Below are 12,814 nucleotides of genomic sequence, written 5' to 3' on the forward strand. Positions count from 1 at the left end.
CGCCACCGGTCACCCGTCCTTCGTGATGTCGAACTCCTTCGCGGACCAGACCCTGGCCCAGATCGAGCTCTTCACCAAGCCCGAGGAGTACCCGATCGACGTCTACGTGCTGCCCAAGCACCTGGACGAGAAGGTCGCCCGCCTCCACCTCGCCGCCCTCGGTGTCAGGCTCACCACCCTGCGCCCGGAGCAGGCCTCCTACATCGGTGTGGACGTGGCCGGCCCGTACAAGCCGGACCACTACCGCTACTGATCCCTCCGGGCGCGCGACAGGCGTACGGACAGCCGAACAGAATCCGCCACCGGCCCTTGAAGGACGCTCAAGGGCCGGTGGAAACGCCATGGCCGGGGGTCCCAGGGGATGCCACGATCGGATGTCCGAGCCGAGGGCAGGCACCTCCCCGACCACCACCGAAGGACGCATTCATGAACCCCAATCCGGCCGGTAGCCCGAACCAGTACCAGCAGCAGCCACCGCACCAGCCGAATCAGCCGTACCAGCCGAATCAGCCGTACCAGCCGAATCAGCCGTACCAGCCGAACCAGGCACCCCAGGGGTACACCGGTCAGGCCGCACCGTCGGCGGCCGGCGAGCGCGGCAAGTTCCCCACCGTCCTGCTCCTCGTCTCGACCGTCCTCATCGGCCTGATGGCGGGTCTGTTCTTCGCCTTCGACGTCTCGGTGATGCCGGGTCTGGCCAAGGCCGACGACCGGACCTACGTCACGGCGATGCAGAACTTCAACTCGGTCATCGACGGCAGTCCCGTCTTCGGCATGGCCTTCATGCTCGCGCTCGTGGCGGTCGTCGTCTCGGCGATCGTGGAGTTCCGCAAGGGCCGTCGCAACGTGGCGATCTGGGTGGCGGCGGCGGCCGTCGCCTACTTCGTCGTCCTCCTGATCACCTTCAGCGTCAACATCCCGCTGAACAACGAGCTCAAGGACGCCGGCGACGCCGCGAAGATGACCGACTTCTCGATCGTCGAGAAGTTCAAGACCACCTGGGTCTCGACGAACATCGTCCGCACCCTGCTGTGCACGGTCGCGCTCACGGCCCTGTCCCGGGCCCTGGTCCTCTTCGGCCGCGCCACCCGTTCGACCGCCCGCTGAACGACCAGCACGCAGGAGTGCCCCGGCCGGGACCGTCGGCCGGGGCACTCCTGCGTGCGGTGCGTGCGGTGCGTGCGGCGCGGGGGTACGTACGTACCTCAGGCGGTGGCGGTTCCGTGCAGCACCAGCGCCCAGGCCAGGAACCCCAGCGACGCCGTGCACAGCAGCGTCCGCCACACGTTGGCGCGGGCCCAGGGCCCCTCGAAGGCGCGGCGCACGGCACCCGGGTCCGCGATCCGCTCGACCGGGCCGGCCTTCTCCAGTGCGTTGTTCAGCGGGATGTTCACCCGGTTCGTCACGCCCATGGACAGGATGTAGCAGGCCAGCGCCCCGATCAGCGGCACGAGCAGGTCGTGCCCGTCGGAGGGGACGTGCAGACCCAGGGCCAGCGCGGTGAAGAGGAAGGCGCCGATGTAGCCGAGGACGAACCAGCCGTTGAGGATGGCCACGTTGATCTTCTGCATGACCGTGATCACCGTCCGGTCGTCGCAGCGTTTGAGGCCCGGCATCACCGCGACGGCGAAGCCGTAGAACAGCCCACTGACCAGTCCCATGGTGACGGTGGCGGCGATGAGCGAGGCCAGACGGGCTGTCTCCACGTGGTTTTCCCCCTGCTCGTGGTCATCGACAGGTCATCAGATCGTCAAGTCACGGCGATCATACGGGTGCGGACCACCCCGGCGGCGGGAGGATCCAGCGATCCTCGACCGTTCCTCGATCCCACCGAGGCCCCTCCTGGACCGGCCCGCCGCGCACTACCGCGGAGCCGCGGTCGTTCCCGGCGGCGGGACCTCCCCGATCATGGCCTGCGCCGGGCTGCCCAGGACCAGGGTCACCGGGACCCCGCCGCCCGCGGCCCGCTCCAGCCGGGACCTGAACTCCGCGGAGGCGACCCCCGCGGCGCTCGTTTCCACGGTGACCCCGCCCGCGTCGCGGCTGGGGTGGACGGAGTGGACCGGCAGTGCGTCGCGCAGGCGGATGATCCGCTGGCTCGCGGCCACGAGGGTCTCGCGCGTGAAGCGGGCGAGGTAGAGGTCGGCGCGGGCCGGATCGGCCTGCGGGTCCGCCCGGTGCGCGGCCTCGACCAGGCGGCGGCCCCGGGCCAGGTCGGTCACGCAGAGCGTCACCCGGCCGGGCGGCGCGTCGGTGACGTGGGTGGAGTAGACGTCGGCGAAGACGCCCCGGCCCTGCTCCCCGACGGCCTGCGAAAGGCGCATCCCCTCAGGGGTGTTGGCGGGCGTCCCGTCGATGACGGTCGGCGCCGGCTGCCCGGTGGCCGGACCGCGACCGGGGCAGGCGGGGGCGCCCCGGTCGTCCCCGGTCGTGATCGTCGTCCCGCAGCCGGTGAGCAGCGCGGCGGCGGCGAGTGCGGCGGCCATGGCGGTCGCTGCGGTTGCTGCGGTCGGGCGGGCGGAGCGTGCGGTGGTGCGGCGCATCGTCTCGATCCCCCTTCGGAACACGGCGGTGGTCGGCGGGTTCGGCACGGGAGGGACGTGCCGAACGGGCCGCCGGTTCCGCGCGGTGGGGGTCGGATGCGGGGGTCGGACGCGGGGGCCGCGTCAGGCCGCGGCGCCGCCGTCGACCGCCGGTGAGCTGCCGAGGGCCTTCACCGCCTGGTAGTAGGTCCACGCCGTGGAGTCGCAGGACCCCTTCTTCACACCCGAGTAGGCGGAGCAGACCCGCTTGAGGTCGGCGTACAGGGCATCGTCGAGCCGCGACTTGTTCGCGGCGAAGATGCCCGCCGCCTTGTGGTTGCGGTAGCCGAAGTCGTGGCGCGCGCAGGCCGTCTTGAAGGGGAACCCGAACGGATTGTCGGGGGAGGAGGAGCAGTAGTCCGTGGACCAGTCGAACCCGTACGCCGCCCAGGAGCCCTGGTTGCCGCGCGCCGACAGCCACGCGTTGTAGCTCGCCGAGCTCGTCTGCGTCCAACTGCTCAGCACCTGCGGCTTGTCGGCCGGAGCGGCGGCGGCCGACCCCGCGAAGGCGACGAGCGCGGTGACGGCGGTGACGGCGGGAACGAGCGCGGCGGTGAATCTACGGCGCATCAGGAGCCTCCGGAGGAAGGGGGGCGCGCCGGGGGGAACGCGGCGCGGGTCCTCAGGATGTACGGCTGGGATAAAGGGCGGGCATCGTCCGGCTGGACAGCGCGTGGTGTCCGCGGGGCGTACGGGCCGTCAGATCGCGGACCGGCATGCGCCGTGCCCACCAGAGGTCCGGTCCCTCGCACGCATCCGGACCGCGGCCTCAATCGCACGGAGTGACGTAGTAGGTGATCCTGGCGGCGGCCCGGCCCGTCTTGATCCCGTTGGCGCCCGCGACCTCGATCGTGTGCTCACCGGGCGAGGAGGGGAGCTTCTGGTCCACCCGGAAGAGCGGGTCGTCCACGTTCCGGAACCAGCCGCCGTGATCGAAGTCGTCCAGATGCATGGTCAGGCGGAACTCGGAGGTGCTGCTCCTGATCCACCCGCCGCCGTCGGCGGGAGGGGTAGGGCCCCGTTTCGTCCAGCAGGGTGTAGGGGGCCTTCATGTTCGTCATGTACTTGCCCGGGGCGGTGGACCACAGGTCCTTCGCGAGGTCCGTGGTTCCTTGACGGGCGATGATTTGGATCCGGCCCATCGTCTCGTCCCCGTTGGTGTCCTCGGTGCCGAGAATCTCGATCTTCCGCACGGTGAGGGAGGCGGCTTTCGACACGGGACTGTTGCGGGTGAAGAGCAGACGGCCCTCCCGCATGGAGTAGCGGGCGAACTTCATCGCGCCGGTGTCCTCCAGACAGGGGGTGCTCGTGCAGTACATGAGGTTCAGGTCCTGGAGGGGCGCCGACGGTGCCCCGTTGACGACGCGCTTGACCGTCACATCGGTGCCGAACGCGGCGCGCATCTTCGTGCGCACGTCCGGGGGAACTTCCTTGTCGGTCGTATCGTCCAGTCTGCCTCTCTTGAGGAGGCTCCCATCTGCCATGTTCAGCTTGAGATACTCCATTTGCAGTTCCGACTCGACGTAGATGATGTGGCCGGAATCCGGCGCCAGGTACATGTTGGTGACGCCGAACCACTTCAGCGCATCACGAGACTCTGCCGTGAGCCCGAGGTCCCTGGCGTCGTCGAGGTTGCTTCCGCTGTATGAGGTGAAAGTCCAGTCTCCGGTCCATTCGTTCTTGCCTCCTGCCCAGAAGATGGTCTGGTGGGTCTCGTACAGCTTCCCGCCATATGTGTAGGCGGCCCGGGGGACCGCCATCGCGGTGGTGCGCTGGGGGTAAGGAGGCTTGGCACCTTTGAGGCGGCCGTTGAGCTTGTACTCCTCGCCTGCCCGCTCCCATGAGCAGGTCAGATCCACACCCGGAATCAGATCCGGCCGGTCATAGGCGCGTCGCCGCAGGCGGTAGACCTTCTCGTTGTTGTAGATCTCCAAGGCCAGGTCGGGGTCGGTCGGGTGCGGGACGACGAAACGCTCCTTGACGGAAAACCCCGGTCGTGGATCCGGCAACGGCTCCGGGTAGGGCAGGGGTATCCCGTACTCGCCCAACTGGTCGCGTGCTACCGAACTGGTGGCGAGTCCCTTGGCCTGGTTCACCATCAGCCTGATGTCCCTCTTCGCCTGCACGTAGGCCTTGTGGGTCTCCTGCATGCGGTGCTTGTTGAGGAGCTTCTGCCTATCGGTCAGTTCTGTGAGGCCGTCGACTTCCCGCCGCCTGATGTACCACAGCTCGGCCTCCAGATCAGTCACCTGCTGGGCGAAGTACCATCCGACCTTCTCCAGCTTGCGACCGACGTCTTCAACGAAAGAGGGCGTGGTCCCGGAATTCTCGAGCTCCAACAGTGCGACCTGGGTGATCTCGTATTCCATTATTCGGGTGAGGCGACTCATGGTGGTGGCGCCCGCCGCGTCGTACTGACGATCCTTCGCCTCCCGGTCCAGGATTTTGAGAATCCTGCTGGTCACCTGCTCCTTGACGATATCGAAGATCGCCAACCCCCAGCCGAGCCAGGGCACTGCGATCCCGACCGGAACGAGCAAACCCTTGCTGATCTGGTAGAAGGCTTCGGGGATGTTCCGCTTCTCGATCGCCTCGCTCAACCCGGAGAGCTCTCCGTGCCACGGGATGGTGGCGTCGGCAAGGATCTCCAGACCTTTCTTGCGCCGCACCGTCCGCGTGGAGTTCCCCCAGTCGTTCGCGATCGCGATGACCCCGCCCTTCCCCAGATCGACATCTATTTCCTGCATGTTCGCAAGATTGAGGTCGATGCCCTTCCACTTGATGTGAGGCAATTTTGCCGCGTCTGAAGGGGTCAGGCCGAGCGAGCACAGAACATACGAACTCGCGGAGGTGAGGGGGGACTTCGTAGCCCAGTGCGTCAGCGCAGCCAGGGCGGAGCATTCTATTCCGGTTGCTGCCGACGTAACGGGCTCGTGGAGCAGGGCTGTTGGGAGGTCGGAGGTGGGAGCGGTGGTCGTGGTGGGGGCTGTGGTGGGGGCGGCGGGCCCGTGGGCCGTTGGAGTCGACGGAGCAAGGCTGAGCAGGCCATACGGTAGGGGCCCGAGGGTGGCCGCGGCCAGCTTGGCCTTCTCCGTTGCCCTCTTGGCCTTGAGCGCCGACTGGACGCTCTTGTTGTGCAGGTCTTCGCGTTCGCCCGGTGGGCGCGCGGGGTCCTTGGACTGCTCGCCGGCTTGCCGGGATGCGATGGACGAGGCGTCGGCCCTGGCTCCCCACTTCTTGAGCTCCCGATGGGTGTGGGCCTGGTCAGCGGCCTCGGAGCGGGAGCGGATTGCAAGGTCGTCGCGTCGGGCGGCCGATGTGGCCACAGGGGTCACCGGAGGGCAGCCGGCAAGTGCTGCTATCTGATGAAGACCTACGCCGACGCGTTCGAGGTCCTGCTGGGCGTCGAGGATGAGCGAGAGGTAGTGGTTCCAGCCCCATGTCGCCTGGGGCTGGAAACCTCGTCGAGCCGCAAGTCGGTGCAGGAAGTTCCATGAGTCCTCGGGCAGGTAGTCGGGCAGGAGCTGCCTCATCTCGCCCGAGAACTTCGGGGTGGTGCCGGTGACCAGGACCTCCCGCAGACACAAGTCGTCAAGGAACTCCTGTTTGTCCTGTTCTGCAAGGTCGCCCAGGATCCGCGCCACTTGGTCCGGGTCGGGCCGCCGCGGCAGACGGTGCAGTGGATGGCCCGCATCGAACAGGCGATCATTCACAACGCGCCGCCGCCGGTCAGCTTCCTTCCCCGTGGTCTTGCCGCCTGCGGGGGACCTGACGCCCTCGAAATTCCACCACGAGAACTCCGCCACGAAGAAGGAAGGCTCCCATGCCTCACCGGTAACCACATACTCCCGAACCCGCAGGTCCTCGATGAAGGCTTCCTTCTCCCCTTCTGGCAATTGATCGAGAAGCTTTTCCACAGCGGCCACCGGCGGCGAGTGCGGCAGCCGGTGCAGCAGATGAGATCTGTCGGGCAGTCTGGCCCCCCACAGTTCACCCGTGACCAGGTACTCCCGCCGGCGCAGAGCCCGCAGGAATTCGGCTCTCTGTTCCTCCGGCAGGCGTTGCAGCACCTTGACCACCCGATCCATGTCCGGGCTGACCGGCAGGAGATGGATCGGATGGCCCTCGGCGAACTCCCGCATCACCAGACGCCGACGCCGGCACAGCTCGTCTTCATCCGCGGTCCGCCATCTCAGCCGTATCAGGTCGTCGTCCAACGAGCTGGGAGGAAATCCCTCGCTATGCGGTGCGGCAGAAAATGCCCCACCGCCGGGCTGCTGTTCCCCTTTGCTTTCTCTGGTCAGGGCAGGGCCACTGGAGGGAGACTTCTTCCGGGTGGGCTCGGGCGCGAGGGGTCCGATCGTCATCAGAGTCGGGAGGCTTTCTGTTGGTCGATGCGCTCAGTCAGCTCAGGTGCTCGGGCTGAAACAGTTCCAGCACCTGTGCCATGGCACCTTATCCAAAAAGAGAGGAGACCAGTTACTACACCGAAGGACTGCCGACTTATCTGACGGTGTGCCACATTCGACACCCGCGCTCGGTGATCCTCTTCTGATGTAAGCCCCGACAATGCGGTTCCTCTACGGTCGCCTGGGAGCTGCGTAGCTGAATGCTACGGCCATCTCCCTTTGGCGGCCTCTTATCCTCTTCTGACGCGACAGCGGGACCCGTTGTGCTGGTTGGCTGGGGGCTAATCGTGTGCTGGCGGCGAGCTGCGTTGGCGCGTTGTCAGACCGTGTGAGGCCTGCCATCGGAAGGAGCCGCTATACCGAACGCGTCTCACAATCACAGGGCTGAATACTCCGCACAGCAAAAGACCTTGTTCGGAATGGAGAGCGATAGGAAAGGCGCCCGTGGGTGATGCTGACGGTCCAAGCATCCGGAACTGGTTCAGCGGGATCGGGTGTAGCGCAGGACCAGGACTGCGCGAGCCAGCCGGGTCAGCTTCTGTCGAAATTCGTCGGGTGACCGGGTATCGAGGATTCTCACGGCCTCCTCCTGTGCCAGCGCGGACTTCCGTCGATCCGAGAGCTGTTTGAAGTCCTCGTCGTCCCCCGCGCGCGCAGGCGCCGCAGCACCCCATTCCCGTTGCTCAGTTCACGCAGTGCCTTGAGAATGGCCATCGCGTCCGGCGGAAGTGTGCCACCGTCGCGCTGGAGAAACTCGTCGGCCGCGCCCGCCATGCGGCCTGCCTGCCGGCCCGCACCGCCGCGGGACCATGACAGCGTCAGTGACGGTCCGGGAGAAGCTGGACGCGCTGCGAGTCGGAGAGAGCGGTGGGGCGGCCGCCCCGCATCTGCCATGAGGCGTCGTCCGTCATGAGGTTGCTCTTCGGCGGCTCGACCAGGTCGACTTACACGTTCGTGCCGAAGGTGACGCCGGATTCGGTGTCCCAGACCTCGCGTGCGCACGTTCTGCTGCATGCCGCCCGCGCGGGCGGGCGCCTGGACGCGGGGCTGTCCCGGCTGTTCCGGGACGCGGGGGCCGGTGGCCGACAGCGACTTGGGCCACCCCTGCTGGGGTGGCCCAAGTGCTCTGCTACGACTGGTTCGGGCCCGACGACCTCGCCCGCTGTGAGGAGAACCGCGGCCCCGGAGAGGTCTTGATCCGCGAGCTCATCGCACGGACCGCAGGAGGTCGTCGCCGCCCGAACAGGTCCTAGCGGCCCTTCTTGCCCCAGGACTGGCTGTCGAGGATGCGCTTGTGGTCGTTGCGCAGGGTGGCCGCGTCGCGCTTGTCCCAGACGTAGTCGGTGCGGTTCTGGTAGACGTCGTGGGCCGTGTTATTGCCCTTGCCCGTGTGCACCTTGACGCTGGAGTGGCCGGCGAGCGTCAGGTTGTGGAAGCGGTAGGTGTGGCCCTGCCTGTCCGCGAGGGTGTAACCGCGCAGGTTGACGGGCTTCTTGCCGGTGTTCTTCACCTCGACCCACTCGCCGTTGAGGCTGCGGTTGGAGCGGTCGTCGCGCCCGGGGCTGTCGTACTGCACCTTGCCGATCATGACGGTGGAGTGCTTGCCCGTGCTGTGGCCGCGGTCGTGGTCGTTACCACCGGCGGCGGCCGCGGCCGGGAGGGCGGCGGCGCCGACGACGGCGACGGAGGCCACGACGGTCGCGAGGGCGCGGCGGGTGATGAGAGAAGCAGACATGGAGCTGTCACCTCAAGGACGTGCGGGTCCCCGGCTTGCTGCCGGGAACCACACTCTGTCGTGCCGGCCAGGCGTTTTCTAGCAAAACGCCCAAGATTACTGAATCGGGACAAATAGCCAATATCCTATGATAAAGCGCTTATTGGGCTTGGCTCAGCAGACCGGGCGGCGGCCCGTGTCGCGGGCGGCTTCCTCCATTGCCGCGACCGGGGCCGGGAGTTCCGTCACCGGTGCGTCGAGCGGCACCAGCGCTCCCGCCCGCCCCGGTTGCATCGCGGCCCCGCCCTTCGCGGTGACCCGGCCCGTCGGGGCGGCCTCCAAGGTGCCGAGCGCGGCGACGTACGCGGGGAAGCTCTCCACGTCCCGCCGGTGGCGCACCGGTTCCCGGAAGCCGGCCAGCGCCGGGTAACCGTCCTGCCCGGTCAGCGTGTACGACGTGGTCACCACCCGGTACACCCCCTCCGGCCGCAGCGCCACGCCCCCGACCAGGACGTCGGCGGGCGCGACCCGGTCCCCGGCGGGCCCCGCCGGGTCGAAGGAGCAGCGGACGTTGGCGGACACCGCGAGCGGCGCGTAGGTCAGGGTGCCCCGCGCGTCCACCGCCCACTGCTGCTCCAGCACGTCGTGCACCTGCGCCCCGCTGACCGATGCCGTGACCAGCGGGTTCCCGTACCCCACCGCCCGCCAGGCCCGTTCGAAGGTGACCGCGTCCTCGCCGGGCGCCGCCACCAGGTCGGTGTTGATGACGCTGCGGCCCAGCCGCGGCGCGAGCGCGATCAGCGCCAGCTCCGCGGGCGCGGGCGCGGGATCGGGCCGCGGGCTCGTGTCGAAGGGGTCGGGCGCCTGCGCGGCCGCCCACAGCGCCCAATCGGCCACCAGGTTCCCCATGGTGCTCTCTCCGACCGCCGAGAGCCGGCGTTGGAAGGGGGTCCGCTGGCGCCCGATGGTCCGGCCGGCGCGTTCGCGCGCGTACCCGGTCCAGTGGTCCACCACGTCCCGCAGGCCCGGATGGGCGGGCACGTCCCGGGTGTTGGGGTGGTTGGTCGAGGTGGTCAGCTCGCGCACCACCGCGCCCGTCGTCGGATCGAGCCGCAGGGTGATCTCGTTGACGATCTGCCCGTGACAGCCCGCCTCCACGAAGGGCCGCATCCGCCCGGTCGGGTCCGGCAGCATCATCGTGAAGGCCCGGTGCCAGTGCCCGGTGACGATCGCGTCGATGTCCGCCGACACCCGCAGCGCCAGCTCGTACGCCGGACCGCTCGGCGCGGTCCCCGCGTCGAAGGCGTCCCCGGCCACCGCCCCGTCGTGCATGCTCAGCACGATCGCGTTGACCCCCTGCGCCTTCAGCAGCGCCGCGCACCGGTCGGCCGCGGCCACCTCGTCCGAGGTCCGCAGCCCGGGCTGGTAGGAGTTCGGGAACCCCTCGGTGCCGAGCGCCGTCAGGTGGATGAAGCCGACGGGCAGGCGCAGGCCGCCCGGCGCGTCCACCCACTCGATGTTGTACGGGGGCAGTACGGCGACCCCTTCCGTGCCGCTCCCGTCGTCCCGGCCGGTCGTCACGTTCGCGCTGTAGTAGCGGAAGTCGGCGCCGTGGAAGGGCAGTCCGGCCGAGTCGGGGAAGCTGTGGGTGACCCCGGCCCCGTCGAGCCCGGCACCCGCGCCCCGCTCCATGTGCTGCGTCAGGAAGCCGGGCGTGCGGTCGAACTCGTGGTTCCCGGCGGTCGCGAAGTCCAGGCCCAGCCGGTTCAGCGCCTCGATGGTCGGCTCGTCCGACAGGCTGAAGGCGGGAAACTCCCACCCCGAGAACAGGTCGCCCGGGGCGAAGAAGAAGGAGTTCGTCCGACCGGCCCGCAGCCGCTCCAGATGGGTGGCCATGTAGGCGACCCCGCCGACGGTGTACGTCGCCCCGTCAGCCCCCGCGATCACCGCGTCCCGGGCCGGGGGCGCGCTCAGATACCCGTGCAGATCAGTGATGTTGAGCAGCTGTACGTCGACGTAGCCGGCCGCGCTGGTGGCGTCGAGCCCCGCCGCGCTGCCCGCGACCGCCGTCCCGGTGAGCGCTTTGACCCCCACCGCCCCGGCCGCCGTCAGGAACCGCCGCCTGCCCAGACCCGCGCTCGCCATCGCCCCGTCCCCCTCCGACCGACACGATCCCGACCGGCACCGCCCGCCGTCCCTCCGCTCAACGCGTGGCGGGGGTGGCCGTCACGCACCGGTGGGGGTGGCCGTCAGGCGCCGGTGGGGGTGCCCTGGGCGGGGGAGTGCTCGGTGCGGTAGCGCTTCATGAACTTGAACATCAGGACGACGGAGGCGATCGGCACGCCCCAGTTGCAGATCCAGTTCAGGTCGCCGTTGGCGGGGGCCGCGAGGGCGATCAGGTGGGCGACGGTCATCAGGGCGAACACGCCGCCCCACGCGGCGGAGAACAGCCGGTTCGTCTTCTTGAAGACGGGCGAGTTCCAGGCGGCCTTCGGGACCTCCTGGCGGGCGTACTGCTCGGTGAAGGGCATGAAGGGGAGCGTCAGGAAGATCAGCACCGCCAGTAAGGCGGTCGCGACGGTCCGGCCGTAGTCGGTCACGAACGCCTCGGCGCCGGAGCCGCCCAGCCAGGCCACCGCCGAGAGCGCCGCGAAGGTCACCACGCCCATCGCGTCCAGCAGCATCACCTTGCCGCGCACCAGCGCCGGGCTCGCGATGGCCAGGGACACCAGCGCGGCGAGGGCCGCCGACCACTGCGGCGCGAGTCCGCTGCCCGCCGCCTCGGAGAAGGCGATCCAGGGGAGGAAGCTGACGAGCGGGTTGGACTTCATGGTCGGGTCTCTTCTCGTGAGGGGCTTGCGAGGGGCCATGTGAGGGGCTTTGTGAGGGGCGGTTGCCGGCCCGCCTTCCTGGCCTGACAGGTCAAAAGTAGAAGGTCAGCTTGTGACCTGTCAATAGTGGAATGTAGAGTCAGGGGTATGAGCCTCCGACACGCACTCCTCGGCCTGCTGACCGACCGCCCCTCCAGCGGGTACGACCTGATGAAGTTGTTCGACACCACGCTCGCCAACGTCTGGAAGGCCACCCAGAGCCAGGTCTACGGGGAGCTGACCCGGATGACCGACGCCGACCTCATCGACGTCTCGGCCGAGGGCCCCCGGGGCCGCAAGGAATACACGCTGCGCCCCGAGGGCCGGGCCGAACTGGAGCGCTGGCTGACCACCCCCGCCCCGCCCCAGCCGCTGCGCAGCGACGCCATGCTGCGCGTCTTCTTCCTCGGCCTGCTGCCGCCCCAGCAGGCCCGCGAGCACCTCGCCCGGATGGAGGCCGCCGAGGCCGAACAGCGCGAACAACTGGAGCGGTTGCGCGACGGGCGCGAGTGGACGGGCCACCCGCTCGCGCTCTCCGGCCGCCTGGTCCTGGAGTACGGGCTGCGCGACGCCGAGGCGAAGCGGGAGTGGGCCCGCTGGGCCCTGGACCAGATCCCCCAGGCCCCCGGCCCGACCCCGGGGGCCTGAGGGGAGTCGTCAGTGGGCGGCGGCGGCCGGGTCCGGGGCGAGGCCGTCCGCCACCAGGCCCGCCAGTACGGCCCGCCCCAGCGTCTGCACCGCCGACTGCGGCCGGACCATCACGGTGAACTCCTTGATCCGGTCCTGCTCGTCCAGGTGCACCAGGTCGATCCCGTGGATCTCCTTGCCCTCCACGGTGGCCCGGAAGACCAGGACCGCCGCCGGGGCCCCGGACCCGTCGACGCTCATCTCGCCGGCTCCGTCGAGCCGCCCGACGTAACGGAAGTCCTCGAAGGTCCGCAGCAGCACCCCGAAGAGCCCCAGCACCATCGGTCGACCCTCGAACGGGGTGAACTTCACCGGGCTGTAGAGCCGCACGTCCTCGGTGAACAGGTCCTCCAAGGCGGCCAGGTCGCGGCGGTCGACGGCGGAGCGGAAACGGTCCACGGTGCCAGCGGCGCTGGCGCTGGCGCTGGCGCCCGTAGTCGCACTCGTACTCGTGCTCATTGCGTCTCCTCAGTACTCAGTACTCACGAATATGATTACTCAATTTCTTGACTATGATGGCGCAGGGTCATGCTCCATGACCAGAGGTTCGTG

Annotated in this window: 11 protein-coding genes; 3 read left to right on the forward strand and 8 right to left on the reverse strand. The window is 68.8% G+C overall.

What is annotated here, in order from left to right:
• Together ACIBEA_RS21060 and ACIBEA_RS21065 are read left to right on the forward strand one after the other, a co-directional pair.
• Positions 1-253, forward strand: a 253-nt coding sequence (locus ACIBEA_RS21060; RefSeq protein WP_399263017.1) for an adenosylhomocysteinase, incomplete at its 5' end; no start/stop codon positions are given.
• Positions 254-426: 173 nt separating this feature from the next.
• Positions 427-1,107, forward strand: coding sequence for a DUF1772 domain-containing protein (locus tag ACIBEA_RS21065; RefSeq protein WP_399263019.1), 681 nt, complete (start codon positions 427-429; stop codon positions 1,105-1,107).
• Between the two features lie 98 nt (positions 1,108-1,205).
• On the opposite strand, the gene ACIBEA_RS21070 is transcribed toward ACIBEA_RS21065, so the two are convergent.
• The 7 genes from ACIBEA_RS21070 to ACIBEA_RS21100 form a co-directional block, all read right to left on the reverse strand.
• The gene (locus ACIBEA_RS21070; protein ID WP_399263021.1) at positions 1,206-1,706 is read right to left on the reverse strand and encodes a DUF1772 domain-containing protein; all 501 of its coding nucleotides are present in this window, start codon (positions 1,704-1,706) and stop codon (positions 1,206-1,208) included.
• A 156-nt stretch (positions 1,707-1,862) separates the two neighbouring features.
• The gene (locus ACIBEA_RS21075) at positions 1,863-2,543 is read right to left on the reverse strand and encodes a hypothetical protein (protein WP_399263023.1); all 681 of its coding nucleotides are present in this window, start codon (positions 2,541-2,543) and stop codon (positions 1,863-1,865) included.
• Positions 2,544-2,666: 123 nt separating this feature from the next.
• Complete coding sequence (locus tag ACIBEA_RS21080) at positions 2,667-3,152, reverse strand: phospholipase (protein WP_399263025.1); 486 nt, start codon at positions 3,150-3,152, stop codon at positions 2,667-2,669.
• 287 nt (positions 3,153-3,439) lie between these two features.
• On the reverse strand, positions 3,440-6,799 hold the full coding sequence (locus ACIBEA_RS21085) for a hypothetical protein (RefSeq protein WP_399263027.1): 3,360 nt from the start codon (positions 6,797-6,799) through the stop codon (positions 3,440-3,442).
• Between the two features lie 1,441 nt (positions 6,800-8,240).
• Positions 8,241-8,726: a lamin tail domain-containing protein gene (locus ACIBEA_RS21090; RefSeq protein WP_399263029.1), complete on the reverse strand. Its 486-nt coding sequence runs from the start codon at positions 8,724-8,726 to the stop codon at positions 8,241-8,243.
• A gap of 153 nt (positions 8,727-8,879) precedes the next feature.
• Positions 8,880-10,850: a bifunctional metallophosphatase/5'-nucleotidase gene (locus tag ACIBEA_RS21095; protein WP_399263031.1), complete on the reverse strand. Its 1,971-nt coding sequence runs from the start codon at positions 10,848-10,850 to the stop codon at positions 8,880-8,882.
• Between the two features lie 104 nt (positions 10,851-10,954).
• Positions 10,955-11,536: a hypothetical protein gene (locus ACIBEA_RS21100; protein ID WP_399263033.1), complete on the reverse strand. Its 582-nt coding sequence runs from the start codon at positions 11,534-11,536 to the stop codon at positions 10,955-10,957.
• Positions 11,537-11,683: 147 nt separating this feature from the next.
• On the opposite strand from ACIBEA_RS21100, the gene ACIBEA_RS21105 reads away from it, so the two are divergent.
• Positions 11,684-12,223 carry a PadR family transcriptional regulator gene (locus tag ACIBEA_RS21105; protein ID WP_399263035.1) on the forward strand — a complete coding sequence of 180 codons (540 nt, stop codon included), beginning with the start codon at positions 11,684-11,686 and terminating at the stop codon, positions 12,221-12,223.
• Positions 12,224-12,232: 9 nt separating this feature from the next.
• Here the strand turns inward: ACIBEA_RS21105 and ACIBEA_RS21110 are convergent, their stop codons facing one another.
• Positions 12,233-12,721 carry a nuclear transport factor 2 family protein gene (locus tag ACIBEA_RS21110; protein WP_399263037.1) on the reverse strand — a complete coding sequence of 163 codons (489 nt, stop codon included), beginning with the start codon at positions 12,719-12,721 and terminating at the stop codon, positions 12,233-12,235.
• Positions 12,722-12,814 lie beyond the last annotated feature (93 nt).

Origin of the sequence: Streptomyces sp. NPDC051555 (assembly GCF_044454405.1) — a bacterium.
In the GTDB taxonomy this organism is placed as follows: Bacteria; Actinomycetota; Actinomycetes; order Streptomycetales; family Streptomycetaceae; genus Streptomyces.

Bases quoted from the DNA above. Each gene is read 5' to 3' on its own strand.
- ACIBEA_RS21065 (WP_399263019.1), top strand. From the start codon at position 427: ATGAACCCCAATCCGGCCGGTAGCCCGAACCAGTACCAGCAGCAGCCA.
- ACIBEA_RS21075 (WP_399263023.1), bottom strand. From the start codon at position 2,543: ATGCGCCGCACCACCGCACGCTCCGCCCGCCCGACCGCAGCAACCGCA.
- ACIBEA_RS21080 (WP_399263025.1), bottom strand. From the start codon at position 3,152: ATGCGCCGTAGATTCACCGCCGCGCTCGTTCCCGCCGTCACCGCCGTC.
- ACIBEA_RS21090 (WP_399263029.1), bottom strand. From the start codon at position 8,726: ATGTCTGCTTCTCTCATCACCCGCCGCGCCCTCGCGACCGTCGTGGCC.
- ACIBEA_RS21095 (WP_399263031.1), bottom strand. From the start codon at position 10,850: ATGGCGAGCGCGGGTCTGGGCAGGCGGCGGTTCCTGACGGCGGCCGGG.
- ACIBEA_RS21100 (WP_399263033.1), bottom strand. From the start codon at position 11,536: ATGAAGTCCAACCCGCTCGTCAGCTTCCTCCCCTGGATCGCCTTCTCC.
- ACIBEA_RS21105 (WP_399263035.1), top strand. From the start codon at position 11,684: ATGAGCCTCCGACACGCACTCCTCGGCCTGCTGACCGACCGCCCCTCC.
- ACIBEA_RS21110 (WP_399263037.1), bottom strand. From the start codon at position 12,721: ATGAGCACGAGTACGAGTGCGACTACGGGCGCCAGCGCCAGCGCCAGC.